This is a genomic window from Sphingomonas sp. CBMAI 2297 (assembly GCF_029870595.1).
Taxonomy (GTDB): Bacteria; Pseudomonadota; Alphaproteobacteria; order Sphingomonadales; family Sphingomonadaceae; genus Sphingomonas.
This window is the reverse complement of sequence record NZ_JAPDIR010000024.1, coordinates 1-24,420: the sequence shown is the minus strand read 5'-3', so window position 1 is coordinate 24,420 and position 24,420 is coordinate 1. Positions and strand designations below refer to the sequence as shown.

Genomic DNA, 24,420 nt, shown 5'->3' with positions numbered 1-24,420 from the left:
TTAGTCACCGTCCGTTTCGGTTATGAGACCAGCCGCGGCCAATGTGGCGCGAACCGCGGGGATCGACAAGCGCCGCCCCGCCTCCAGCTCCAGTGCATCGGCAACGCGCAGGATCGCGATATGGCTGCGCTCGATCCGCCTGGCGATCCAGGCGATGACGTCCGGACGGGCATGGAGCAGATGGCGCTCGAATGCGCGCTCCAGCAGCTGGGGGATCAGCGCATCGTCGGGCGGGCCGATCTCGAGCAGGGGCGAGGCGGCGAGGCGCGACTTGAGATCGGGCAGCTTCACCGCCCAGGCGGGCGGCGCGGCCTGGGCCACGATCAGCAGCGGGCGATGCTCGGCCTGGGCCTGGTTCCAGGCATGGAAGACCTCGGCCTCCTTGCCGAGATCGGCATCGTCGAAGATGCGCGCGCCGGTCTTCGACGCGAAGATGCGCGCGAGCAGGCTGCGGCCGGACTTGCGCGGACCGATGAGCAGCGCCGACATGACGGGCCAGGTGCCCCAATGTTCGAGCTGGTGGACGGCGCGGGCGTTGGAGTCGCTGACCAGGAATTCCGTCTCGCGCGCTTCGGGCAGTCCCAGCGGCAGGCGAAGCTGCGTCATCCGCCGTTCGGCGCTTCCGTCGCCTGCGGCGTGGGCGCCGGCTGGGCACCGCCGCCGCCGGCACGCCGGATGCGGAGCACGCCCGGCCCTTCCTGCACGCTCCAGCCCCGCGCCTCCAGCTGCGCGTGCAGCGAGGCGATCTGGCCGTCATAGGAAACGCGCATCACCGAGATGCCGCCCAGCGCCAGGCTGGAGGTGACGGCGGAGCGCACGCCCGGGATGCCGCGCAGCGCCGCCTCGCCGGCATTGACCGAGCCGACATTGGGCGTGTCGAACTGGACGCTGATCGCGGTGCCGGCGGCAACGCTGGGCTCGGGCGTGGGCGTCGCCGCCTCGGTCGCCTCGTCGCTGGGCTTCTCCTCGGCCTTCGCGCCCGGCGGACGAGTGGCGAGAAGCCGGTCGGTGCTGAGCTGGCCGAGCGCGAGCGCCTGCTGATAGGCCTTGTCGAGCCGCTGGACGCCCGCATCCATCAGCGTGTCGAGCGAATCGCCATTGTCCACCCGCAGCGCGAAATCGGCGATCTTCTGGCGATCGGGGCCATGGGTGGCCGAGAAGATGCCGATGATCGGCCCGCCCGGATATTCGCGGCGCAGCTGCACCTCGGCGATCAGCACGTCGGCGGCGCCATATTGATCGAGCACCGAGCGCCACCAGTTGCGGCCGCGGCGCAGCACCTGGCCCGCGTTGAGCAGCATGGAATCGGGGCCGTTGCCCTGCACGCGGACATAGTCGACCGTGCTGCCGCCGCTCTTGAAGCGGTTCCAGGCGCGCGCCCAGGCGGTCTCCCGCTCGAACACCAGGCCCGCGCCGCCCGAATATTCCAGCGGCACGATCAGCATCGGCGGCGACTGGTTCACCGCCACCGAAACGCCCAGGATGCCGCCCGCCTTGTTGCGATCGAACAGCACGCTGAGGCGCGCGATGTAGCGCGTCGGGCCGATCTGCTCCTTCTCGACGACGATGCCGGTGACGAGCGAATCGAGCGCCGAATCGGACATGGCGGAAACCTTGCCGGTCAGCTTGCGCGACAGCATCTCCCAGCCCTTGCGCTGGGCGAGCCGCCAGCCGCCATAGCGCGCGGCATCGGCGTCCTTGCCCTTCACGTCGACATCGACGCCCGACACTTCGAAGCTGCCCGAGGCGTCGATCGGCACGGCGCTGCCGCCGGCGGGCGCCTTGCCGTCCCCTTCGGCGAACACGGCGCCAAGACCCGCAAGCGCGAGCGCGGAAGCGATGCCGATGGTGAGGGATTTGCGGGCAAGGGTCATGCAGCGGCCCTTTTGGCGAAGCGAGCGGGGAAATCCAAGCGTAGATGTAACGCACGGTGTTACTTCCCGTATCGGGAAGATGGCGCTAAGCGCCCGGCATGAGCGACCAGAAGAACTATACCTATGCCCAGGCGGGCGTCTCGATCGCGGCCGGCAACGCGCTGGTCCGCGCGATCGGCCCGCTCGCCAAGTCCACCCGGCGCCCCGGCGCCGATGCCGATCTGGGCGGGTTCGGCGGCGTGTTCGACCTGAAGGCGGCCGGCTTCACCGATCCGCTGCTGGTCGCCGCGAACGACGGCGTCGGCACCAAGCTCAAGCTCGCGATCGATCATGACGCGCATGACGGCGTCGGCGTCGACCTGGTCGCGATGTGTGCCAACGACCTGATCGTCCAGGGCGCCGAGCCGCTGTTCTTCCTCGACTATTATGCCAGCGGCAAGCTGGTGCCCGAGACCGCCGAGCGCGTGATCGCTTCGATCGCCGAGGGGTGCCGCCAGGCCGGTTGCGCGCTGATCGGCGGCGAGACCGCCGAGATGCCGGGCATGTATGCCGAGGGCGATTACGACCTGGCCGGCTTCTGCGTCGGCGCGGTCGAGCGCGACCGGCTGCTCGACGGCAGCGCGATCCGCCCCGGCGACGTGCTCCTCGGCCTGGGCTCGACCGGCGTCCATTCCAACGGCTTCTCGCTGGTCCGCCGCCTCGCCGCCGACAAGGGCTGGAAGATGGATCGCCCTGCCCTGTTCGATCCGGAGGTGATCCTGCTCGACGCGCTGATGGCGCCGACCCGCATCTATGTGCAAAGCCTGCTTCCGCAACTTCGCAACGGCAATATCCGCGGCCTGGCGCACATCACCGGCGGCGGCCTGCTCGAGAATGTCCCGCGCGTGCTGCCCGAGGGCTGCCATGCCCGGATCGACGCCGGTTCCTGGCCCCTGCCCCGGCTGATGGCCTTCCTGCAGGCACAGGGGAACATCGAGCCCGAGGAAATGGCGCGCACCTTCAACTGCGGCATCGGCATGGTCGCGGTGGTGGCGCCCGAGCTGGCGGACGATGTGAAGGAAGCACTCTACGCGGCGGGCGAGGAAGTGTTCGCGATCGGCACCGTCGAGGCGGGCGGGCGCGGCTGCACCGTGTTCGGCGCCGAGGAAGTCTGGAGCGCGCGCGCGGAGTGGTCCGCCACGCACAATGCGTAGGAAGCTCGGCATCCTCATTTCCGGGCGCGGCTCCAACATGGCGGCGCTGGTCGAGGCCGCGAAGGCGCCCGACTGCCCCTATGAGGTCGCGCTCGTCGCCAGCGACAGGCCGGCGGCGGAGGGGCTCGCCTGGGCCGCTGGACAGGGCATCACCACTTTCGCGCAAAGCCCCAAGGGCATCGCCAAGGCCGAATATGAAGCGAGGATCGACGCGGCGCTGCGCCAGGCCGGCGTCGAGGCGATCGCGCTGGCCGGCTATATGCGCCTGCTCAGCGACGAGTTCGTCGCGGCCTGGCGCGGCAGGATCGTCAACATCCACCCCTCGCTGCTGCCCAGGTACAAGGGGCTCGACACCCATGCCCGCGCGATCGCGGCGGGCGACAGCCATGGCGGGGCCTCGGTGCACATCGTCACCGAGGAGCTGGACGGCGGCGAAGTGCTCGGCCAGGCCGAAGTGGCGATCCTGCCCGGCGACACGCCGGAAAGCCTTGCGGAACGCGTGCTCAGGGAGGAACATCGGCTCTATCCACGGATAGTCGCCGAGTTCCTATGCCGCTGAGCCCCGATCCCGACTCCGCCCTTGCCCAGGTCCGCGCGATCGCGCTGGAGCTTCCCGAAGCCGAGGAGCGGCCGAGCCACGGCCAGCCGACCTTCTTCGTCGCCGGCAAGCAGTTCGCCCAGTTCCGCCACGACCATCATGGCGACGGCCGCACCATCGTGGCGGTGAAGACCGCCGACGACGAGGAAGGCCCCAACCTGATCGGCATCGCGCCCGAGACCTATTCCAGGGTGGCTTATTTCGGCATCGGCTGGCTGGGCATCTCGCTCGCCGGGCCCGATATCGACTGGGATTTCGTCGGCGACCGGATCGCGCGCAGCTGGGAACTCGCCGCCCCGCGCCGGCTGCTGGAAGCCGGCGGCCGCTGAAATCGGGCGAACTTCCCCGGAGCCCTGGATATTTTCCCGTTCACCCGAGTTTGTCCCCCAGTTCCCGCCGCGCTGCGGCGGCATGGCGAACGGAGAAAGCATGGGACAGAAGATCTCGCCCGCCGAACCCGCGGAGGATCCGGGAGTCGCGACCGCCGAACAGGGCGTGGTGCTGCTCGACGGCCCCGATGGCGTCGCCATCGCGATGACGCCCCGCGCCGCGGAGGAGACCGGCCGCCGGCTCGTCGCGGCGGCGCACGAAGCCGCCAGCCAGGGCAGCGCCGAGGCGCATCCGAGCTGAGGCCCTTGCACATGTTCCGCAAGCCCCGCGATAAGGGGCGCCGATGATCAAGGTCGCCAGCTACAATATGCGCAAGTCGATCGGCACCGATCGCCGGCGGCGCCCCGAGCGCACGCTGCAAGTGCTGTGCGAGATCGATGCCGACATCGTCGCGCTCCAGGAAGCCGATCGCCGCTTCGGCGAGCGTTCGGCGGTGCTCACCCAGCATCTCCTCGCCGAGCACAGCGACTACAAGCCCGTCCCCCTGGGCACCAAGGCGCGCTCGATGGGCTGGCACGGCAACGCGCTATTGGTGCGCAAGGACGCGCAGATCCTCGATTGCGAGGCGATCCACCTGCCCGCGCTCGAGCCGCGCGGCGCGGTGATGGCCGATCTGCGCCTGTCCGGCGGGCCGGTGGTGCGCGTGGTCGGCATGCATCTCGATCTGTCCGGCCTGTGGCGGCGGCGCCAGGCGCATGCGATCATCACCCATCTCCAGGCGAGCACGCGCCAATATCCGACGATCCTGATGGGCGACCTGAACGAATGGAGCGCCCAGTCCGGCTGCCTGCGCGATTTTGCCGGCCATTTCGCCTTCGCCCCCACCGGCAAGACCTTCCATGCCCGGCGCCCGATGGCACGGCTCGACCGGATCATGGCAAGCCCGGAACTGACCATCACCGATGCCGGCGTGCATGACAGCCTCCAGGCGCGTACGGCTTCCGATCACCTGCCCATCTGGGCGACACTGCAAAAGGCCTGATGACCGAAACCCGCGACAAGGAACTGCGCCTCGCGCTCGTCTGCTACGGCGGCATCAGCCTGGCCGTTTACATGCACGGCATCACCAAGGAGGTGTGGCGCCTCGCCCGCGCCAGCTGCGCCGAGCGCGACGGCGCGGACGGGCGGCCCGACGTGTATCGCGAGCTGATCGAGGAAATCCGCGAGACCTCGGGCGTCAATCTGCGGGTGCTGGTCGATATCCTGGCCGGCGCCAGCGCGGGCGGCATCAACACGGTGTTCCTGGCCCAGGCCATCGCCACCGGCCAGTCGCTCGATCCGCTCACCGACCTGTGGATGGACAATGCCGATGTCGAGGCGCTGCTCGAGCCGCGCCAGCGCCCTTCGCATCGCTTTGCCAAGATCTGGGCGGTGCCGATCGCCTGGCTGGTCGCCAATCGCTCCAAGACCGTGGACGAGACGGTCGCGGTGGAGGCGCGCGACGAAGTGCGGCTGAAGCTCGAACATTTCGTCCGCTCGCGCTGGTTCGAGCCGCCGTTCGGCGGCAAGCGGCTGGCCAACACCATCCTCGACGCCTTCGCCGCCATGGCCCGAAGCCCCAGGGACAAGCGCCTGCTGCCCGACGGCCAGCCGCTCGACCTGTTCGTCACCGTCACCGATTTCCGCGGCCATCCCGAGGCGCTGCGGCTCAATTCGCCCACATCGGTGATCGAGAACGAGCACCGGCTGGTCTTCTCCTTCACCGATCACGGCCTGCCGGGCGAGCGCTTCGCCGATGCCGCGAGCCTGACCTTCGCGGCGCGGGCCACCTCCAGCTTCCCCGGCGCCTTCCCGCCGATGACGGTGGACGAGATGGACGAGCTGCTCGCCGAGCGGAAACAGGCCTGGCCGCAACGCGACGCCTTCCTGGAACGCGTCCTGCCGCGCCAATGGGCGGACAACCGCGCCGAGAAGGCGATCCTGATCGACGGATCGGTGCTGGCCAACGCGCCCTTCCGCCCGGCCATGGAAGCGCTCAAGGAACGCCCCGCCCGCCGCCAGGTCGACCGGCGCTTCATCTTCGTCGACCCCTTTCCCAATTTCCGCTTCGACTTCTACGGCACCGAGGCGGACAAGAAGCCCGGCTTCTTCGCCACGATCATCGGCGCCCTTTCCGAGCTGCCGCGCGAGCAGCCGATCCGCGACAATCTCGACGAGATCGCCCGGCGCTCGCACCGGATCGAGCGGATGCTCGCCATCGTCACCGAGATCCGCGCCGAAGTGGAAACCCAGGTCGAGGCGCTGTTCGGCTATACGCTGTGGCTCGATTATCCCACCCCCAAGCGGCTCGCGACATGGCGCCGCCGCGCCCAGGTCGCCGCTGCGGCGAAGGCCGGCTATGGCCACACCGCCTATGGCCTGCTGAAAGTGGAAGGCGCGATCGACCGCACCGCGCGGCTGCTCTACACGGTCGGCGAGCAGCATGGCCCCGAGCGGCTGCACGAGATCCGCGAGGCGCTGGCCGCCACGGTCCAGTCGCGCGGCGCCGACCGGTTCGGCGCGACGCTTTCCAACGGCGCCTCGCCCGAGACGCTCGAATTCCTGCGCGCCCACGATCTCGGCTTCCGCATCCGCCGCCTGCGCCTGCTCGCGCGCCGGCTCACCGAGATCGACCTGCCGACCAGCCATGGCATGCTGCGGCCGATGCGCGAGGCGATCTATGATTCGCTCGCAACCTATCTCGAGCTCAAGCGCGCCGACACCTATGCGGACCTGCGCGACGAGATCAGGATGATGACCGACGATGCCGGGCCGATGCTCGACCGGCTGGCCGAGCGGATGCAGCTGAAGAAGCTCGACGGAGAGACCGATGCGCGGCTGGCCGAAGGGCTGAGCACCCTGGCCAAGGAGCAGCGCCGCCCGCTGCTCCTTTCGCATCTGGGCTTTCCCTTCTACGACATCGCCACCCTGCCCCTGTTGCAGGGCGAGGGCGTGGACGAGTTTGATCCGATCCGGGTCGATCGCATCGCTCCCGACGACGCCACGGCGATCCGCGCGGGCGGTGCCGAGGCGACGCTTAAGGGGATCCAGTTCAACAGCTTCGGCGCGTTCTTCAGCCGCGCCTATCGCGAGAACGACTATCTCTGGGGGCGCCTGCACGGCGCGGACCGGCTGATCGACATCGTGCTCTCGACGCTCGACCCCGGGAACCGTCCGTCCGAGGAGCGCGCGGCGGCGATCAAGCGCCGGGCATTTCACGCCATCCTCGACGAGGAGGAGAAGAGACTGACGAAGATCCCGGGCCTGTTCGCGGAGCTGCGGGCGGAGATCGGCTAGCCCCATGGCGCGATGCTGCCGATCTCGTTGTTGTTTCGCTTGCGAGGCGCGTGCCGGCTCCTAGGGATCCGGGAATGACGACCAGTCCCGCGAAGAAGAGATCCACAGGCCCCGTCACGATCCCGGAACCGGTATCCGACCTGACCGACTTCATCGGCAAGGTGATGGCCTATGCGGCGGCGGAACCGCTCTTCAAATGCTATCGGGGGCAACGGGATTCGTCCTGGGAGAATATTCCAGGGCTCTTCCGCCCCGATCTGAAGAAGCTCGAGGAATGCGAGAAGCGGGCGATCCGCGACCTGATCTCCGTGCATCCGCACGAGTTCGGCGGCGACCAGTCGATGTTCGACCGGCTGGTGCGGATGCAACATTTCGGCTTGCCGACGCGGCTGATGGACGTCTCGCGCAACCCGCTGGTCGCGCTGTATTTCGCCACCGATCCCGGGCCGGAGGGCAGTCGGAGCGACAGCATGGTCACCGCCTTTGCGGTGCCGGAAGGGCGCGAGAAATATTTCGACAGCGATTCGGTCAGCTGCCTGGCCAATCTCGCCAACATGACCAAGGAAGAGAAGGCCGAGATCATCGCAATTCGCGAAGGCCGGGTGAAAGGGACCGACAAGGAAGCCGAGCGGGACCGCGTGAATGCAAAGCAGGTCTATAAGCGGCTCCACCGGTTCATTCAGGTGGAAAAGCCGCATTTCCTGCCGATCATCGACCCGATCGACCTGTTCAAGCCCTATTATGTCCATCCCAAGATGAGCAATCGCCGTATCCTGTCGCAGGCGGGCGGGTTCATCATCTATGGGCTGAAGCCGCCGAAGCAGATCAATTTCGCCCATCTGATCCAGGAAACGCGTTTCATCGTTCCCGCCAGGGCCAAGCCCGGCATCCGCGCCGCGCTCGAATTGCTGGGCATCACCGAAAGCACGCTGTTCCCGGAGATCGACAAGGCGGCCAAGCGGATCGAAGCGAGCTATACCAGGCCGTAGGGGCCGGGCGGGCGACGCGATCCCATTTCCGGCCGAGGCTGGCCAAACCGCCCTTCCCGGCATAGAACCACTCCCGCCTCACGCAGGAAGGGAGAGGAATGCGGTTTCTGAAGGTGCTGTTCTGGCTGTTGCTGGGCGGCCTTGTCGCTGGCTTCGTGATCTACAATGGCGACGAGCGCGTGAACGTGCACCTGTGGAGCGGCCTGATCGCCGATTTCAGCCTGCCGCTGCTCCTGATCCTCGTGTTCCTCGCCGGGCTGTTGCCGGTGCTGCTCGCCTATCACGCGCTCCGCTGGCGGATGCGCCAGCGGATCACCGGGCTCGAGCGCGCCCTGAACGACCTGCGCGCGATCAACGCGATGCCCGAGCCGGCGGCCATGCCCGTACCCGCGCCGGCGGCGACCCCGCCCCAGACGGCCCTGCCGCTGGGAGACGTGCAATGAGCCCGGTCTATGTCGCGATCGACACCCCGGATCTGGAGCGCGCCAGGGCCATCGCCACGCGCGTCAAGGCCCATGTCGGCGGGATCAAGCTCGGCCTCGAATTCTTCATGGCGAACGGTCGCGCCGGCATCCACGAGATGCACGAGATCGGCCTGCCGATCTTCCTCGACCTCAAGTTCCACGACATTCCCAACACCGTCGCCAAGGCGATCCAGGCGTTGCGCCCGCTGGAGCCCGCGATCCTGACCGTGCACGCCGCGGGCGGCCGCGCCATGCTCGAGGACGCCAAGGCGGCGGCGCCCGTGGGCACCAAGGTGGTGGCGGTGACGATGCTCACCAGCCTGGACGACAGCGACCTGGTCTCGGTCGGCCTCAGGCCCGATCCGCACGAGCAGGTGATGCGCCTGACGGAACTCGCCAAGTCGGCGGGCGTCGACGGCATCGTCTGCTCCGGCAACGAAGTCGCCGCCGCCAAGGCGCTGTGGCGCGACGGCTTTTTCGTCATTCCCGGCGTCCGCCCGGCCAATGGCGCGGTGGGCGACCAGAAGCGGGTGGTCACGCCGCGCGCCGCGCTCGATGCCGGCGCGTCGATCCTGGTGATCGGCCGCCCCATCACCCAGGCCCAGGACCCCGACCTGGCCGCGCGCGAGATCGAGGCGACACTATAGCAGGAGGCAGGGATGATGCGGATCGCGAGTTTCGGACTCTTCGGCCTTTTCCTCGCCTTCTCCAGTCTTCGCGCCGCCTCTCCGCCGCAATCGGCCAGCTTCGACTGCGCCAGGGCCAGCCACCCGCTGGAGAAGACGATCTGCGCCAGCCCGAAGCTGCGCGCGCTCGATGGCGAGGTCGCGGCGCTCTACAAGGCCAGGCTCGCCATCCTGTTCGACAAGCAGGCCTTCCGGGGCCAGCAACGGGACTGGCAGCAGATCCTGCGCACCCGCTGCGCAAAGGCGTGCGATCCCGCTTCGGTGGAGCGCGACTATATCGTCCAGCGCGATTCCCTGCGCAGCTTCGGCGAGGAGCTGTGGGAAGCCAGCTACAAGACCGCCAATATCGCCCAGCTGACGATCAACCATATCGACGCACGGCAGTTCGATTTCGCGCTGCGCCGAGATCTCGACGGCAAGGCGCTTTGCAAGCTGCCGGCCGGCGATGGCGAGGCCGGCGCGATCGCCACCCTCGCCTCGCCCGCCAAGGCGAGCTGGGCCGCCGGCGCGTGCAGGATCGACTTCGCGCTGACGCGCGACGCCAATGGCCATGTCACGCGGATCGACGCCATGGCGTCGGCGGGCTGCAAGCGCTATTGCAAGGGAAGTTACGGCCTGAGCGACGCCTTCCTGCCCGCCAACAACTGGGTCGCCAGCAATCAGTGAGTGCCGTCGTTGAGGACGGCGAACACCTTTCCATAATCCCCCCGCGCCTCGGCGAAGCGGAGGAACTTGACGCGCTCGGTCAGGTTCTCGGCGGCGCCCGCCTCGAGCTGGGCCATGGTCTCGGCGATATAGTCGGCGAGCGGCATCGAATTGGGGTTCTCGGCATGGCCGGGCATCAGGTCGGTCGCCACCGCCGGTGGGGCGATCTCGATCACTTCGACATTGGTGCCCTTCAGCTGGTGGCGCAGCGACTGGGTCCAGCTGTGGATCGCCGCCTTGGTCGCGCAATAAGTGGGCGTCGTCGTCAAGGGGACGAAGGCGAGGCCCGAGCTCACCGTGGCGATGGTCGCCCGGGGCCGGGCGAGCAGATGGGGCAGCAGCGCGGCGTTGAGGCGCAGCGGCCCGAGCAGATTGGTGGCGATCGTCGCCTCGCCGATGGCGAGGTCCGATCCCGGCGCGGCGAGATGCTCGGCCTGCATGATCCCGGCATTGTGGATCACCACGTCCAGCGCCGGATGCGCCGTGACGATGTCGCGGGCGAAGCGGGCGATGTCATCCGCATCGGCCACGTCGAGCGTCGCGGTGGCGATACCCGGATTGGCGGCGGCGACTTCCTCCAGCGCGCTCGCACGGCGGCCGGAGACGATCACCTTGTTGCCCCGCGCGTGCAGCGCCTCGGCGAGCGCGCGGCCGATGCCCGAGCCGCCGCCGGTGATCAGGATGGTGTTGCCGGTCATGTCCATGTCGGGTTCCTTTCCGCGAATGCCTGGACGCTGAATATCGTATCGTGGTACCCATTGGGGAGTAGGCACCCAGAACATTCATACATACCATCTGGAAACCATGGCTGATTACGACCCCCATCGCTATCCCGATCTCGATCCCCGGGTGGAAGCGCTCGTCACCGAGATCATCGGCCGCGTCGCCGACAAGTGGACGATGATCGTGCTCGAGGCGCTCGCCGAACATGGCGAGCTGCGTTTCTCGAAGCTGCGCGCCGAATGCAGCGGGATCAGCCAGAAGATGCTGACCCAGACGGTGCGCCAGATGGAACGCGACGGGCTGCTGATCCGCACCGTTCATCCGGTGATCCCGCCGCATGTCGACTATCGGCTCACCGAGCTGGGCGGCAGCCTGGCCGAGGCTTTTTGCGGCGTGTGGGTCTGGGCGGCCCGCAATCTGGAACGGATCGAGGCGTCGCGCGCCGCCTTCGACGCGCGAGCGGCGGAGTAGACGCTTGCCAAAGGCGCCCCGGCATCCGACAGAGCCGGCCATGTCCGACAAGCTGACGATCCGCCCCGCCACGCCAGCCGACCTGCCCGCCCTCCACCGGGTGATCGAGCGCGCCTATCGCGGCGATGCGGCGCGCGGAGGCTGGACGCATGAGGCCGATCTGATCACCGAAGGCAGCCGCACCGAGCTGGCGACGCTGGAGGCGATCCTGGCCGATCCCGCCCAGCGGCTGCTGGTGGCCTTGGACGACAATGGCCCGATCGGCTGCGTCCAGGTGACGGACAGGGGCGATCGCCTCGCCTATCTCGGCCTGCTCTGCGTCGACCCGCTGCTCCAGGCCGGCGGGCTGGGCAAGCGGCTGGTCGCGGCGGCGGAGGATTGCGCGCGCGATGTGTTCGGCACGGCGCGGATGGAGATGACGGTGATCGACTCCCGGGTCGAGCTGATCGCCTATTATGCGCGCCGCGGCTATGCGAGCTCGGGCGAGAAGCGCGATTTCGTGATCCCGCTCGATCCGCCGCTGTTCATGGACGTGCTGGTCAAGAACCTCTGAAGTCCTTCAGGAAATCGGCGATCTCGCGACGATTGCCGAGCCAGGCGAATGCGCCGGAATAGCCCTCCAGCATCGCCTCGACCCGCGGCAGCGTCCTGAGGCGGAACAGCAGGACATAGCCGAGAAAGCCGAGGTCGAAACGCTCCGGGCAGCCCTCCGCCATGTCCGGGCGCACCTTGCCGAGATGGCCGAGGATCCTGCGAATCACGCGCCAGAAGCAGCGCAGCGGCGACAGGTCGAGCAGCACCACCTTGTCGGCGGCGGCGAGACGGACCGGAAGCGTGCCGGCATAGGTGCCGTCGATGATCCAGCGCGGGCGGGCGGCAAGCGCCCGCACCTGCGCGTGCCAGGTCTCCGCGTCCGGCTCGACCCAGCCCGGCCGCCAGTAGAGCTGGTCGAGATGATGGACGGGCAGGCCGGTCCGCTCGCCGAGCTGGCGCGCCAGCGTCGACTTGCCGCTGCCCGGCGATCCGATGACGAGAATGCGTTCGGCCATGGAATTTCCTAGCGGCCTTGGCTGGTGACGTCGCGGCCTTATCGCCCTAAGGCGGCCGCATGCCTGTTACCGCCAAGATCTGCGGCCTGTCCACGCCCGAGACGCTCGATGCCGCCATTGCCGGCGGGGCGAGCCATGTCGGCTTCGTGTTCTTCCCGCCGTCGCCGCGCAATCTCGGCTTCGACCAGGCGCGGGCGCTGATCCGGCGCGTGCCGGCGCATGTCGGCACGATCGGCGTGTTCGTCGATCCCGACGAAGCGCTGCTCTCGGCGGCGCTCGCCACCGGCATCCAGGCGGTGCAGCTCCACAAGACCTCCGCCGAACGCGCCGCCGCGATCCGGCTGCGCGTTCCGGTCTGGGCCGCCATCCCCGTGAAGATCCGCGCCGATATCGGCCAGGCGGCCGCCTATCGCGACGCGGCCGACCGCATCCTGTACGACGCCAGGACTCCCGACGGCGCCGCGCTGCCCGGGGGCATGGGCCTGCGCTTCGACTGGAAGCTGCTCGAGAACATTCCCCAGCCGCTGCCCTGGGCGCTGTCCGGCGGGCTCGATGCCGGCAATGTCCGCGAGGCAGTGGGCGTCACCGGCGCCAGGCTGGTCGACGTCTCCTCGGGCGTGGAGCGTGCGCCGGGCGTCAAGGATGTTGCCAAGATCGCCGCATTCCTCCAAGCGGTGGCGCAATGTTGAGGCCGTTCGCCCCTGTCCGCATCGGATTTCGATGGCGCTGATCGCTAGCTCCCAAGCCCGCATCCGCCATCCGAACCCATGAGAGACGCAATGACCGATACCACCACGCTGCCCAACAGCCTGCGCAATCTTCCCGACGAGCATGGGCATTTCGGCCAGTTCGGCGGCCGCTTCGTCGCCGAGACGCTGATGCCGCTGATCCTCGAGCTCGAGCGCGAATATCGCGCGGCCAAGGCCGATCCCGTCTTCCAGGCCGAGTTCGACGACCTGCTCGAGCATTATGTCGGCCGGCCGAGCCCGCTCTATTTCGCCGAACGGCTGACCGAGCATTTCGGCGGGGCGAAAATCTACTTCAAGCGCGAGGAACTGAACCACACCGGCGCGCACAAGATCAACAACTGCATCGGCCAGATCCTGCTCGCCCGCCGCATGGGCAAGACGCGGATCATCGCCGAGACGGGCGCGGGCCAGCATGGCGTCGCCACCGCCACCGTCGCCGCCAGGTTCGGCCTGCCCTGCACGATCTTCATGGGCGCCAAGGATGTCGAGCGCCAGAAGCCGAACGTCTTCCGCATGAAGCTGCTCGGTGCCGAGGTGCATCCGGTGACGAGCGGGGCCGAGACGCTCAAGGACGCGATGAACGAGGCCCTTCGAGATTGGGTCGCGAACGTCCACGACACCTTCTACATCATCGGCACGGCGGCGGGCCCGCACCCCTATCCCGAGCTGGTCCGCGACTTTCAGAGCGTGATCGGCACCGAGGCGCGCGAGCAGATCCAGAAGGCCGAGGGGCGCCTGCCCGACCTGCTGATCGCCGCGGTGGGCGGCGGATCGAACGCGATCGGGCTGTTCCACCCGTTCCTCGACGATGCCGATGTGGCGATGATCGGCGTCGAGGCCGCCGGGCACGGCATCGAGACCGGCCAGCACGCCGCCAGCCTGACCGGCGGCGCGCCGGGCATCCTGCACGGCAACCGCACCTATCTGCTCCAGGACGAGGACGGCCAGATCACCGAGGCGCATTCGATCTCGGCGGGCCTCGACTATCCGGGCATCGGCCCCGAGCATAGCTGGCTGCACGAGAGCGGCCGGGTCGCGTATCTGCCCGTCACCGACCAGCAGGCGCTCGACGCCTTCCAGCTCTGCTGCAAGCTGGAGGGGATCATCCCCGCGCTGGAAAGCGCGCACGCGCTCGCGGCACTGGAGACCAAGGCGCGCGAGATGGGCCCGGACCAGATCATCGTGGTCAATGTCTCGGGCCGCGGCGACAAGGACATCTTCACCGTGGCGGATGCGCTGGGATTCGAGCTGTGAGACGGGTCGGCTTGAGCCTGATACGCGGCGGCTTGCTGGCTGGCATTGCCTTCCTGCTGTTTCTCTGGAGCCTGGGTACGCCATTCATGGCTGCCTGGAGGAATGCATGGATCGCGGCTTGTGTGACAGAGGCGGGAGGCCCGTATTATTGTTTTGATTGCGATCCCCATGGCTGCGGTTCGTGGTTCAACACATGGTTCGGCAGCCTACCAGTTCTCGGCATGCTGGCCCTTCTGATCGGTGGGGCATTATTGTTCGGCGTCGGCACGGCGCATGCCCGTCGGCGCATGATGGCGGAGAAGGAATCATGAGCGATCGTCTGGCCGCCGCGTTCGCCGCCGCACGCGCGCAGTATCGCGCCGCGCTGGTCACCTTCATCACCGCCGGCGATGGCGACACTGCCGCCAACCTCGACGCGCTCGTCGCGGGCGGTGCCGATGTGATCGAGCTGGGCATGCCCTTCACCGATCCGATGGCCGATGGCCCGGCGATCCAGGCCGCCAACCTGCGCGCGCTCGCCCGGGGCACGCGCACCGCCGACGTGCTGGCGATCGTCAGCGGCTTCCGCACGCGCCATCCGGACGTGCCGCTGGTGCTGATGGGCTATGCCAACACCATGACCCGCCCCACCCCCACGGCCTTTGCCGAGGCGGCGGCTCGGGCAGGCGCGGACGGCGTCATCATCGTCGACATCCCGCCCGAGGAGGCCGCCGAGGTCGCTTCCTTCACCGCCAACGGCATCGACGTGATCCGCCTCGCCACGCCCACCACCGATGCCGCGCGCCTGCCGGCGGTGCTCGAAGGCGCGAGCGGGTTCCTCTATTATGTCTCGGTCGCCGGGATCACCGGGTTACAACAGGCCGCCCAGGCTTCGATCGAAGATGCCGTCGCGCGCCTGAAAGCCGCCACCGATCTGCCCGTCGCGGTCGGCTTCGGCGTCCGCACGCCCGAACAGGCGGAAGCGATCGCCCGGGTGGCCGACGGCGTCGTCGTCGGCTCGGCGATCGTGGAGCTGGTTGGAAAACACGGAGCAGATGCGCCGGAGCAGATCCGCGCCTATATCCGCTCCCTCAAGACGGCCGTGGAAGCCGCAAGGAAAGAAGTCGCATGAGCTGGATCGATCGCGTCCGCAACGTCCTGGCCTTCACGCCCAAGAAGGAAACTCCCGACAATCTCTGGCACAAGTGCAAGGGATGCGGGCAGATGACCTTCATGAAGGAGCTGGAAGCGAACCAGCATGTCTGCCCGCATTGCGATCATCACGATCGCATCGGTCCGGCCGAGCGCTTCCAATATCTGTTCGACGAGGGCAGCTACACGGTGCTGCCCAGCCCCAGGGTGGCGGAGGATCCGCTCAAGTTCCGCGACCAGAAGCCCTATCCGGCGCGCCTCAAGGCGGCGCGGACCAGCACCGGCGAGCAGGACGCGTTCCTCAACGCCTCGGGCACGATCCTCGGCCGCAAGGCCGTGATCGGCGTGCAGGACTTCGCCTTCATGGGCGGCTCGATGGGCCAGGCCGTGGGCGAGGCGTTCATCCAGGGCGTGGAGGCGGCGATCGCCGCGCGGGCGCCCTATATCGCCTTCACCGCATCGGGCGGCGCGCGCATGCAGGAGGGCATCCTCTCGCTGATGCAGATGCCGCGCACCACCGTGGCGATCGAGATGCTCCATGATGCGGGCCTGCCCTATATCGTTGTGCTGACCGACCCGACCTCGGGCGGGGTGATGGCGGCCTATGCGATGCTGGGCGACGTCCAGATCGCCGAGCCGCGCGCCATGCTGGCCTTTACCGGCCGCCGCGTGATCGAGAACACGATCCGCGAGAAGCTGCCCGACGATTTCCAGACCTCGGAATATTATCGCGAGCACGGCCTGATCGACATGGTCACCCACCGCAAGGAACTCCGCGCGACGCTGGGCCAGCTCATCGGCCTGCTGTGCGAGGGGAAGAAGGCGGCGTGACATGATTTTCCCTCTCCCCGTTTGCGGGGAGAGGGCTAGGGAGAGGGGCATGAATCGCCAGTTCTCCGCATTCCCCCTTTCCCCGGCCCTCTCCCCCAACGGGGAGAAGGAATGATGGCCGACCACGCAATCTCCTCCGACCCGCACGTCCAACGCCAGCTCGACCGGCTCGGCGCGCTCTCGCCCGGTGCCGACATTCTCGGGCTCGAGCGCATCACCCGGCTGCTCGAGCGCGTCGGCAATCCGCAGCTGGCGCTGCCCCCGGTGCTCCATGTCGCCGGCACCAACGGCAAGGGCTCCACCTGCGCCTTTCTGCGCGCCGCGATCGAGGCCGCCGGCCTGCGCGCGCATGTCTATTCGAGCCCGCATCTCGTGCGCTTCAACGAGCGGATCCGGCTCGCCGGCTCGCTGATCGAGGACGCCATGCTCGCGCCGCTGCTCGAGGAAGTGCTGGATGCCGGCGGCGATATCGGGGCGAGCTTCTTCGAAGTGACCACCGCCGCCGCCTTCCTCGCCTTTGCCCGGGTGCCGGCGGATGCACTCATCCTCGAGGTCGGCCTGGGCGGGCGGCTGGATGCCACCAATGTCGTGGCGCGGCCGGCAGTGACCGGCATCGCCCAGCTCGGCATCGACCATCAGGCGTTTCTGGGCGACACGCTGGAGAAGATCGCCGCGGAAAAGGCCGGCATCGCCAAGCCGGACGTGCCGCTGGTGACGATGCGCTATGCCCCCCACATCGCCCAGATCGTCGCGGTCGCCGGCGCGCCGGTGTTCGCGCAGGGGACGGCGTGGGACTTCGAAGTGCGCGGCGACCAGCTCCACTATGGCGATGCCCGGGGCGCGGTGGAGACCGCCCTCCCCCTCCTGGCCGGGCCGCACCAGCCCGCCAACCTGGCGCTCGCCATCGCGATGCTGCGGCACCAGCAGGCCCTGGCCGTGCCCGACGAAGCGCTTGGCGCGGCCCCCGGCAATGCCCGCTGGCCCGCGCGCATGCAGAAGCTGGGCGACGGCCCGCTCCTTCGCCTCCTGCCCCCGGGCAGCGAATTGTGGCTCGATGGCGGGCACAACGAAGCCGCCGCCGCGGCGGTGAGCGCCACGCTCGCCCAGGTCGCACGGGGCCGCCCGGTGCAGCTCGTGCTCGGCATGCTCGCCAACAAGGACGCCCGGGGCCTGCTCGCCCCCTTTGCGAAGCACGCCGCGAAACTGCATGCGGTGCCGGTCCCGGGCCATGAACATCATCCGCCCGCACGACTTGCCGAAGCGGCGCAGGGGCTCGGCATCCCGCACGCTGCAGTAGCGCCCGACGTGCCCCGCGCGCTCACCGCCATCGCCCGCGAAGGCGGCGCGCCGGTGGTGCTGGTGCTGGGCTCGCTGTACCTGGCCGGCACGGTGCTCGAGGCGAATGGGGAAATGCCCTACTAGGGCCAATCGACGTTCAGGCTAAGCGCGTGGTTTGGCGGGGAACACGTCGAACCAACCTCCTTCGTCACCCTGAACTTGTTTCAGGGTCCAACGTGCCACCAGCGATAGCGCCGGTGGAGAATTGGATGCTGAAACGAGTTCAGCATGGCGGAAGAGCGGGAGGCTTCGACATTCAACTTCCTCCCTCGCCACCGGGAATGACGGTTGCAGGAATATGCGTGCCCAACCGGAGGCGAACCATGTGAGCCTCCGCGCAGCCGCGCCTCGCCCGCGGCGAACCGTCCGCCGCAAACCCCTTTATTGCGATTGACTATCAATAGCGGATGGGCAAGATTTCCGATCACAGCGATCGGAGTCCTCATGACCGTCAGTGCCACGCTCACCGCCCTGCCCGAACTCCAGCCCGAGGATCCCGGTGCGCGGCTGCTGCTGTTCGGGGTCCGCCAGATGGGCGCGCACGGTATCCATGATGCCTGCACCGCGCATGCCTTTGTCACGGCATTCGGCAAGAGCTTCCGGCGCCCGCTCGTGCTGTTGCGCGCGCTGATGCAGGAAATGTCGGCGCTATCGGCCGGGCCGATCCAGATCGCGCCCTGGTGCTGCGCGCGGATGACCGGGGCGGAATCCGCGCTGCTCCAGATCCTCGCCCGGGTGCGCACCCAGCCCCAGGTCTCGGCGGTGCTGCTCGCCGACATGCTCGGCGTGCGCGACGCGACGGGCGTGCTGATCACCGCCCATGCCCTTGCCAACAGCTTCGCCGATATGGGGCTGGCGCTCGATCAGTGAAGCGCGTCGGGCGGCAGCCTGAGGTCGGTCAGCAGCCAGTTCGCGCCGTGCAGCCGGAACTCCAGCGCCGCCCCGTCCTTGCGGGTCAGCAGGAAGCGCCCGAAGGCGACGCGGCGATAGCGCATCTCGTTCGCCTTGAGCTTGATCGTGCCCGGGCGCGCGGTATCGGCCAGCGGCGCCGCGGCGAAGATGAAGCGCATCCCCTCGGGCGAGACCGCCGCATCGACCACGGTATCGGCGATCCCGGCACGGACCAGCGCATCCAGCATGCCGCCGCCCTCGCCGCCCGCCCGCGCCGCGAGCTGCGCCTTCACGCTCTCCCGCACCTTCGGGAAATCGATATGGCGCGCCAGCGCGTCGACGTCGCGCGCCTCGGCCGCGTGCTTCATCTGCCACAGCGTGTAATAGGGCGATCCCCAGACCCAGCCGCCAGCCGCGAACAGGATCAGGACCAGCAGCGCGATCAGCCAGCGTTTCTTCACGCCGCCACGCCCCTCGCGCGCAATTCCGCCAGCGCATCCATCGCCCAGCGATACATGTCCGCCTCCGCCGCGCGCTGCTGGCGATCCATGCGCTTCATCCGTTTCTCCACTTCTTCCAGCACCGTCAGCGCCTTGCGGTCCCAGCCCTGCGCGATCAGCAGCGCGGCATAGCGGCAGCGCGCCTCCTCGCCCGGCAGGCGGGTGACGACATCGGCATAGAGCTCGAGCGCCTCTTCCGGGTGGCCGAGATGCTCGAGCAGCTTGGCGCGCAACAGGATCCGGCGATCGCGATCGCTCTGGCCGAGCGGCTCGGGCGCGGCGTCGAGCAGCGCCAGCGCCTCCGTGCTCTGGCCGGCTTCGTAGAGCGCGTCGGCGAGCTTGCCCTGGGTCCGCACATCGGGCTCGCCCGCGGTCATGCGGATCGATTCGCGATAGAGCGGCACCGCCTCGCCGTGCCGGCCGAGCCCGGCCAGAGCATCGGCGACGCGCAGCCGGTTGGCGGCGGTATCGGCCAGCTCCAGCGCGGCGTGCGCGGCGCGCAGCTCGCGTTCGGGGTCGAGCGTCGCCACCGCCCTGGCCCGCGCGGTGCGCACGTGCCGGTTCTGGCCCAGGCCGGGCAGGATCTCGACGAAGAAATAGGCGATGGCGCTGACCACGGGCAGGAAGATCAGCGCGGTCACCCACATCGGGTTGCCGCCGCGCCGCATCAGATGGACGATACACGCCACCTGCAGCCCGATGATAAGCAGATAGGGCATCAGGCGCCGGCGCCTTCCGGCGTCGAGGCGATCGGCTCGCCCTTGGGCAGCGGCGCCGGGCGCCACCATTCGATCAGCACCAGCACCACCGCGATCATGCCGAGCCCGGCGGTCACGTAGAAGATATTGGCATAGCCATGCTTCTCGATCGCCTCGCCCACCGCGGCGCGGCCGAGCGCGCCGACCAGGAACGTCATCGAGGAGAGCAGCGCATATTGCACGGCGCTGTATTCGCGCGAGGTGATCGAGGAGATATAGGCGATGAACGCCGTGCCGGCGAGGCCGCCCGCGATGTTCTCGCCCGAGATCGCCAGCATCAGCCGGATCATCCGCGGATCGATGCCGACATGATCGAGCATGAGCAGGTGCGCGAACCCGTCGATCCCGGGCCCGCCCAGCGCCAGATCGGCATAGAGCAGGTTCGATGCGGCCGCGACGATGCCGCCCACCAGCAGGGTCGGCAACCGGCCGATCGACGCGAGCATCACCCCGCCGATCGCCACGCCGAGGATCGTCATCACCACGCCGAACACCTTGGAGGCAAAGGCGACCTCGTCGTTCGTATAGTGGAGGAAGTCGAGATAGAAGGGGAAGGCGAAGGGCGCCCAGATCGAATCGGCGATCCGGTAGAGCAGGATCAGCGCGAGGACGAGGATCGCCCCCCAGCGCAGCCGCTGGACGATCTCGGCCAGCGGCAGGATCAGCGCGCGATAGCTGTGGTTGGCCGCTGCCCGCAGCGCGCTCGGCGCGGGATCCACGCCTTCGACATGCCGCGGCAGCCGGTTGGTCCAGCCCGCGACCAGCGCCGGCAGGATGACGGTCGCGACGATGATCCACGGCCCCCAGACCTGGGTGAACGCGCCCGCGGACGGCGCCGGCACGCCGGGCACCGGCGGGCGCAGCGCCGCGATCATGAAGCTGCCGAGCATGTAGATCGCCCAGGCCCAGCAGACCGCCACGATCCCCAGCGCGACGGCGCGCTGGCCGGCGGCGGGCACCGAATGGCCGGCCAGCGGCGACGCCTCGTCGGCGGCGTTGCGCTCGGCCTCGGGCGTGAACAGCGTCATCACCAGCGCGCCGATCATCACCACGCCGAAGCCGATATAGACGGTCGGCCAGCTCACCCGCGCCGCCAGGATCAGCGCCAGGGCGCCGCCGGTCAGCGCCGCCAGCCGGTTGCCCAGCTGGTAGATCGCCGAGAGCAGGTCGACGGTCGCCGATTCGTCGGCGATCTCGATCCGCCAGGCGTCGATCACGACGTCCTGGGTCGCGGACAGGAAGGCCGCGATCACCGCCAGCCCGGCGAAGCTGCCGATCGCGGTCAGCGGATCGGTGAGCGCCAGCCCGCAGAGCAGCACCGCCAGCCCGGCCTGGCAGAGCACCAGCCAGGAGCGGCGCCGGCCCAATTGCCCGATCAGCGGCAGCCGGGCCCGGTCGACCAGCGGCGACCACAGGAACTTGAAGGCATAGGCCAGGCCGATCCACGAGAGCACGCCGATCGTGGCCAGGCTCACCTTGAGCTCGCCCAGCCAGGCGTTGAGCGTGCCGATCAGCAGCACGAAGGGCAGGCCCGATGCGAACCCCAGCACCAGCATCGCCGCCGTCTTGCGGTTACGCATCGCCGCGCGCAGCAGCGCCCAGCCTTTCAATTTGTCGCTCACCTTGCACCCTCGCTGTGTTGGGTGGAAACTAGCCGAAAATATCGGGAAGGCCAGAGGAGAGCATGGCATGAACGCGCCGACCGAAGGACAGCTGGCACTGGCCGGGGCACTGGCCCGGGGCGGATCGCGCGGCGAGGGCGAGATCGCGTATGTCGCGGCCTCGGTCTATACCAGCGCCGAGCGTTTCGCCGCCGAGCAGGCGAGCATCTTCGCCCGCGTGCCGCTGGTGATCGCGCCCTCGGCGCTGCTCCCCGAGGCCAACATGGCGATCCCGCATGACGGCTTCGGCAAGCCGCTGCTGGTGGCGCGCGACAAGGCCGGCCAGGCACATGTCTTCCTCAACGTCTGCCGGCATCGCGGCACGCGGCTGGTCGAGGGCTGCGACCCGGTGAAGGGCGGACGGCTGGTCTGCCCCTATCATGCCTGGACCTATGCGCTCGACGGCCGGCTGGTCGGCCTTCCCCGCCCCGACGCCTTTCCGGGCCTGGACAAGGGCGAATATGGCCTCAGGCGGCTGCCCACGCACGAGGCGGGCGGGCTCATCTGGTTCTCCTTCGCGGAGGAAGCCGATTTCGCCGAGGCGGAGACGCTGGCGCGCGATTTCGAGGCGTTCGACCTGGCCGGCCAGCACCTGTTCCGCCGCCGCACCCATGCGGTGCAGGCGAACTGGAAGCTGATCATGGATGCCTTTCTCGAAGGCTATCACATCCAGCGGCTCCATGCCGACACGATCGCCCCGTTCTTCAAGGACGGCGTCTCCACCGCCGACGCGATCGGCCCGCACCAGCGCTCGGCGGTGGGGCGCGAGGCCGCGCTCGCCGCGCTTTCCTCCAGCGACTGGGCGACGCTGCGCGCCGCGATCACCTATACCTATCAGATGTTCCCCGGCACCGTGCTGGTGGTGAGCCCCGACTATATCAACCTTATGGTACTGATGCCCCAGTCCGAAGGGCGGGTGCTGGTCGAGGATTTCATGCTGATCCCGGAGCCGCCGGCCACCGAGAAGGCGCTCGCCCATTGGGAGCGCAGCTGGGAGCTGCTCGACGGCGGGGTCTTCGCCTCGGAGGATTTCCGCGCCTGCGAGCTCGGCCAGCAGGGCCTCGCCTCGGGCGCGATCGAGCGGGTGACGCTGGGCACCCTCGAACTCGGCATTCGCCATTTCCACGACGCGGTGAACGCCCGGCTCCGGTAGAATCCGGAGCGGAATTCCTCAGGATTTCGCGCGCCCGGCCTCCCGCCTACCTATGAAGTAGTTCGAGAGGATCGCCCGATGTCGCTTCGATTGCCGCCCAAGGAACTGCTCGAGACCAGCAACGAACCCCGCCAGCCGCGCGGCACCGGGCTGCTGATCGCGTTCGGGATCGGCGCGTTGAGCTGGGCGATCGTCGTCGCCGCCGCGCTGATCGTGCTGCGCTATTAGGATCGCCCGGGGCCAAGCGACATTCAGGCCAAGGGCGCGGACTTCGCCCCTCCCTCGCCACCCTGAACTCGTTTAAGGGTCCAATATGCCACCAGCGATATCGCCGCTGGAGCTGAATGCCAATGGATCCTAGGCCGCGCTCAGGAACAGGCTGAAGCTGCCCGGCAGCCGCCGGGGCGCCCGGGTCCCCTCCAGCACCGCCTCGATCGCCGTGATCGCCGCGAGCAGGTCGCGCTGCGGATAGGGCTTGGCGAGGCATCCCGCCGCCAGCGCGCGCGCTTCCTCGGGAAAGCTGCCGGTCACGAACAGCACGGGCAGGCCGCGGCCCTGCGCCGCGCGCGCCACTTCCACGCCGCTGCCATCGGCCAGGCTCACATCGGCCAGCACCAGGTCCAGCCCGGCATCCGCCGCGATCACCCGCAGCGCTTCGGCCACGGTGTCCACCGTCGCCGCCACCGCGAAGCCTTCGCCCGTCAGGAAATGTTCCGTGTCGAACGCCACCAGCGGCTCGTCCTCCACTACCAGCAACCGCTCGATCCGCCGCTTCTTCCGCCCGAACATCATCTCGCCTGAAAACCCGCCAAGCCACTGAACCCGAGGCGCTAACGCGCCAATCCCTTTCGAGGGCGCAATAATTTTTGAAGCGACCGCCACAATCGCTATATCGCCCGGGTGTCATCATCCAATACCAAAGAAGCGCAGCGCATCGCCAAGCTGCTGGCCCGTGCCGGAATCGCGTCGCGTCGCGATGTGGAGCGCATGATCGCGGACGGGCGAATCGCGCTCGACGGCAAAGTGCTCGATACGCCCGCGACGCTGCTCCCCTCGCTGCGCGGCGTGACCGTCGACGGCAAGCCGGTTGCCGCGCCCGCCCCGGCGCGCCTGTTCCGCTATCACAAGCCCGCCGGGCTGCTCACCACCGAGCGCGACCCCAAGGGCCGCCCGACCATCTATGATCGCCTGCCCGACGGGCTGCCCCGGGTGATGCCCGTCGGCCGGCTCGACCTCAGCACCGAGGGCCTGTTGCTGCTCACCACCGATGGCGAGCTGAAGCGTGCGCTCGAACTACCCGCCACCGGAGTGGAGCGCAGCTACCGCGCCCGCGCCTATGGCAACGTCACCCAGGCGCAGCTCGAATCGCTGATGCTCGGCGTCGAGATCGAAGGCGTGCGCTACGGGCCGATCAACGCCAATATCGAGCGGCGCACCGGCGCCAATGTGTGGATCGAGCTGACGCTGACCGAGGGCAAGAACCGCGAAGTGCGCCGGGTGCTCGAATATCTGGGGCTGGAGGTGAACCGGCTGATCCGCACCCGCTACGGCCCCTTCTGGCTGGGCGACATGCCCGCGGGCGATGTCGACGAGATCCGCCAGCACGACCTGGTCACTTTCCGCACCGTCCTGGCCAGGCCCGGCGGCGGCAAGGCCGCGTCGAACCTGCAGTTCGCCGTCCGCTCCCGCGCGGTCGATCCGGCACCGCGGCCCAAGCCGGTGCCCGTGCCGGGCGG

At 68.7% G+C, this 24,420-nt stretch carries 30 protein-coding genes and 1 pseudogene; 23 read left to right on the top strand and 8 right to left on the bottom strand.

Going from position 1 to position 24,420, the window contains the following annotated elements:
- Positions 1–606: a DnaA/Hda family protein gene (locus OMP43_RS21940; protein ID WP_280281695.1), complete on the bottom strand. Its 606-nt coding sequence runs from the start codon at positions 604–606 to the stop codon at positions 1–3.
- The gene (locus tag OMP43_RS21935; RefSeq protein ID WP_280281694.1) at positions 603–1,874 is read right to left on the bottom strand and encodes a heavy-metal-associated domain-containing protein; all 1,272 of its coding nucleotides are present in this window, start codon (positions 1,872–1,874) and stop codon (positions 603–605) included. Before OMP43_RS21935 ends, OMP43_RS21940 begins: the two co-directional genes overlap by 4 nt.
- A gap of 98 nt (positions 1,875–1,972) precedes the next feature.
- Between OMP43_RS21935 and purM the strand changes: the two genes are divergently transcribed.
- From purM to OMP43_RS21885, 10 genes are all read left to right on the top strand, one after another.
- On the top strand, positions 1,973–3,067 hold the full coding sequence (gene purM / locus OMP43_RS21930) for a phosphoribosylformylglycinamidine cyclo-ligase (RefSeq protein WP_280281693.1): 1,095 nt from the start codon (positions 1,973–1,975) through the stop codon (positions 3,065–3,067).
- A complete protein-coding gene (purN, locus tag OMP43_RS21925; protein ID WP_280281692.1) occupies positions 3,060–3,626 on the top strand; it encodes a phosphoribosylglycinamide formyltransferase in 567 nt (188 codons plus the stop codon). Before purM ends, purN begins: the two co-directional genes overlap by 8 nt.
- Entirely contained in the window at positions 3,617–3,994 is a 378-nt protein-coding gene (locus OMP43_RS21920) for an MmcQ/YjbR family DNA-binding protein (protein ID WP_280281691.1), read from the top strand. Before purN ends, OMP43_RS21920 begins: the two co-directional genes overlap by 10 nt.
- Before the next feature lie 100 nt (positions 3,995–4,094).
- The gene (locus tag OMP43_RS21915; protein ID WP_167299025.1) at positions 4,095–4,295 is read left to right on the top strand and encodes a hypothetical protein; all 201 of its coding nucleotides are present in this window, start codon (positions 4,095–4,097) and stop codon (positions 4,293–4,295) included.
- 43 nt (positions 4,296–4,338) lie between these two features.
- Entirely contained in the window at positions 4,339–5,037 is a 699-nt protein-coding gene (locus OMP43_RS21910; protein WP_280281690.1) for an endonuclease/exonuclease/phosphatase family protein, read from the top strand.
- Entirely contained in the window at positions 5,037–7,331 is a 2,295-nt protein-coding gene (locus OMP43_RS21905; protein ID WP_280281689.1) for a patatin-like protein, read from the top strand. Before OMP43_RS21910 ends, OMP43_RS21905 begins: the two co-directional genes overlap by 1 nt.
- A 74-nt stretch (positions 7,332–7,405) precedes the next feature.
- Positions 7,406–8,320 (top strand): FRG domain-containing protein, encoded by a 915-nt coding sequence (locus tag OMP43_RS21900; RefSeq protein WP_280281688.1) that lies wholly within the window; start codon positions 7,406–7,408, stop codon positions 8,318–8,320.
- 98 nt (positions 8,321–8,418) lie between these two features.
- Positions 8,419–8,763: a lipopolysaccharide assembly protein LapA domain-containing protein gene (locus OMP43_RS21895; protein ID WP_280281687.1), complete on the top strand. Its 345-nt coding sequence runs from the start codon at positions 8,419–8,421 to the stop codon at positions 8,761–8,763.
- The gene (gene pyrF / locus OMP43_RS21890) at positions 8,760–9,431 is read left to right on the top strand and encodes an orotidine-5'-phosphate decarboxylase (RefSeq protein ID WP_280281686.1); all 672 of its coding nucleotides are present in this window, start codon (positions 8,760–8,762) and stop codon (positions 9,429–9,431) included. Before OMP43_RS21895 ends, pyrF begins: the two co-directional genes overlap by 4 nt.
- Positions 9,432–9,446: 15 nt before the next feature.
- Positions 9,447–10,136, top strand: coding sequence for a lysozyme inhibitor LprI family protein (locus OMP43_RS21885; protein WP_280281685.1), 690 nt, complete (start codon positions 9,447–9,449; stop codon positions 10,134–10,136).
- Here the strand turns inward: OMP43_RS21885 and OMP43_RS21880 are convergent.
- Complete coding sequence (locus OMP43_RS21880; protein ID WP_280281684.1) at positions 10,130–10,879, bottom strand: SDR family oxidoreductase; 750 nt, start codon at positions 10,877–10,879, stop codon at positions 10,130–10,132. The genes OMP43_RS21885 and OMP43_RS21880 overlap by 7 nt on opposite strands.
- Before the next feature lie 100 nt (positions 10,880–10,979).
- Here OMP43_RS21880 and OMP43_RS21875 point away from each other — a divergent pair, with 100 nt between their 5' ends.
- The gene (locus tag OMP43_RS21875) at positions 10,980–11,369 is read left to right on the top strand and encodes a helix-turn-helix domain-containing protein (protein ID WP_280281683.1); all 390 of its coding nucleotides are present in this window, start codon (positions 10,980–10,982) and stop codon (positions 11,367–11,369) included.
- A gap of 40 nt (positions 11,370–11,409) precedes the next feature.
- On the top strand, positions 11,410–11,922 hold the full coding sequence (locus tag OMP43_RS21870) for a GNAT family N-acetyltransferase (RefSeq protein ID WP_280281682.1): 513 nt from the start codon (positions 11,410–11,412) through the stop codon (positions 11,920–11,922).
- Here the strand turns inward: OMP43_RS21870 and OMP43_RS21865 are convergent.
- Positions 11,909–12,418, bottom strand: coding sequence for a topology modulation protein (locus OMP43_RS21865; RefSeq protein WP_280281681.1), 510 nt, complete (start codon positions 12,416–12,418; stop codon positions 11,909–11,911). The two genes, OMP43_RS21870 and OMP43_RS21865, sit on opposite strands and share 14 nt — an antisense overlap.
- A 59-nt stretch (positions 12,419–12,477) precedes the next feature.
- Between OMP43_RS21865 and OMP43_RS21860 the strand changes: the two genes are divergently transcribed.
- The 7 genes from OMP43_RS21860 to OMP43_RS21830 all read left to right on the top strand — a co-directional run bounded on the left by OMP43_RS21860 (position 12,478) and on the right by OMP43_RS21830 (position 18,591).
- Positions 12,478–13,107 (top strand): phosphoribosylanthranilate isomerase, encoded by a 630-nt coding sequence (locus OMP43_RS21860; protein ID WP_280281680.1) that lies wholly within the window; start codon positions 12,478–12,480, stop codon positions 13,105–13,107.
- A 90-nt stretch (positions 13,108–13,197) separates the two neighbouring features.
- Positions 13,198–14,421, top strand: coding sequence for a tryptophan synthase subunit beta (gene trpB / locus OMP43_RS21855; RefSeq protein WP_280281679.1), 1,224 nt, complete (start codon positions 13,198–13,200; stop codon positions 14,419–14,421).
- Between the two features lie 11 nt (positions 14,422–14,432).
- A complete protein-coding gene (locus tag OMP43_RS21850; RefSeq protein WP_280281678.1) occupies positions 14,433–14,732 on the top strand; it encodes a hypothetical protein in 300 nt (99 codons plus the stop codon).
- The gene (gene trpA / locus OMP43_RS21845) at positions 14,729–15,532 is read left to right on the top strand and encodes a tryptophan synthase subunit alpha (protein ID WP_280281677.1); all 804 of its coding nucleotides are present in this window, start codon (positions 14,729–14,731) and stop codon (positions 15,530–15,532) included. The genes OMP43_RS21850 and trpA overlap by 4 nt, the downstream gene beginning before the upstream one ends.
- On the top strand, positions 15,529–16,383 hold the full coding sequence (accD, locus tag OMP43_RS21840) for an acetyl-CoA carboxylase, carboxyltransferase subunit beta (protein WP_280281676.1): 855 nt from the start codon (positions 15,529–15,531) through the stop codon (positions 16,381–16,383). Before trpA ends, accD begins: the two co-directional genes overlap by 4 nt.
- Positions 16,384–16,497: 114 nt before the next feature.
- Positions 16,498–17,805: a folylpolyglutamate synthase/dihydrofolate synthase family protein gene (locus OMP43_RS21835; protein WP_280281675.1), complete on the top strand. Its 1,308-nt coding sequence runs from the start codon at positions 16,498–16,500 to the stop codon at positions 17,803–17,805.
- A gap of 360 nt (positions 17,806–18,165) precedes the next feature.
- Positions 18,166–18,591, top strand: a complete 426-nt coding sequence (locus OMP43_RS21830; protein ID WP_280281674.1) for a DUF6628 family protein — start codon at positions 18,166–18,168, stop codon at positions 18,589–18,591.
- On the opposite strand, the gene OMP43_RS21825 is transcribed toward OMP43_RS21830, so the two are convergent.
- The 3 genes from OMP43_RS21825 to OMP43_RS21815 are packed head-to-tail and all read right to left on the bottom strand — an operon-like array spanning position 18,585 to position 21,492.
- Positions 18,585–19,073: a DUF2939 domain-containing protein gene (locus OMP43_RS21825; protein WP_280281673.1), complete on the bottom strand. Its 489-nt coding sequence runs from the start codon at positions 19,071–19,073 to the stop codon at positions 18,585–18,587. The two genes, OMP43_RS21830 and OMP43_RS21825, sit on opposite strands and share 7 nt — an antisense overlap.
- On the bottom strand, positions 19,070–19,831 hold the full coding sequence (locus OMP43_RS21820) for a tetratricopeptide repeat protein (protein ID WP_280281672.1): 762 nt from the start codon (positions 19,829–19,831) through the stop codon (positions 19,070–19,072). Before OMP43_RS21820 ends, OMP43_RS21825 begins: the two co-directional genes overlap by 4 nt.
- Positions 19,831–21,492, bottom strand: a complete 1,662-nt coding sequence (locus tag OMP43_RS21815) for an MFS transporter (protein ID WP_348538628.1) — start codon at positions 21,490–21,492, stop codon at positions 19,831–19,833. Before OMP43_RS21815 ends, OMP43_RS21820 begins: the two co-directional genes overlap by 1 nt.
- 67 nt (positions 21,493–21,559) lie before the next feature.
- On the opposite strand from OMP43_RS21815, the gene OMP43_RS21810 reads away from it, so the two are divergent.
- Positions 21,560–22,684, top strand: coding sequence for an SRPBCC family protein (locus OMP43_RS21810; protein ID WP_280281671.1), 1,125 nt, complete (start codon positions 21,560–21,562; stop codon positions 22,682–22,684).
- A 78-nt stretch (positions 22,685–22,762) separates the two neighbouring features.
- Positions 22,763–22,912, top strand: coding sequence for a hypothetical protein (locus OMP43_RS21805; RefSeq protein ID WP_280281670.1), 150 nt, complete (start codon positions 22,763–22,765; stop codon positions 22,910–22,912).
- Between the two features lie 129 nt (positions 22,913–23,041).
- On the opposite strand, the gene OMP43_RS21800 is transcribed toward OMP43_RS21805, so the two are convergent.
- Positions 23,042–23,476, bottom strand: coding sequence for a response regulator (locus OMP43_RS21800; protein WP_280281669.1), 435 nt, complete (start codon positions 23,474–23,476; stop codon positions 23,042–23,044).
- A gap of 74 nt (positions 23,477–23,550) precedes the next feature.
- Here OMP43_RS21800 and OMP43_RS22845 point away from each other — a divergent pair.
- Both OMP43_RS22845 and OMP43_RS21795 read left to right on the top strand, forming a co-directional pair.
- Positions 23,551–23,676 (top strand): annotated as a pseudogene (locus tag OMP43_RS22845) (hypothetical protein); the annotation flags it as partial.
- Positions 23,672–24,420: pseudouridine synthase (locus OMP43_RS21795; RefSeq protein WP_348538629.1), on the top strand; the 749-nt coding region annotated here is incomplete at its 3' end. The pseudogene OMP43_RS22845 and the gene OMP43_RS21795, both read left to right, overlap by 5 nt.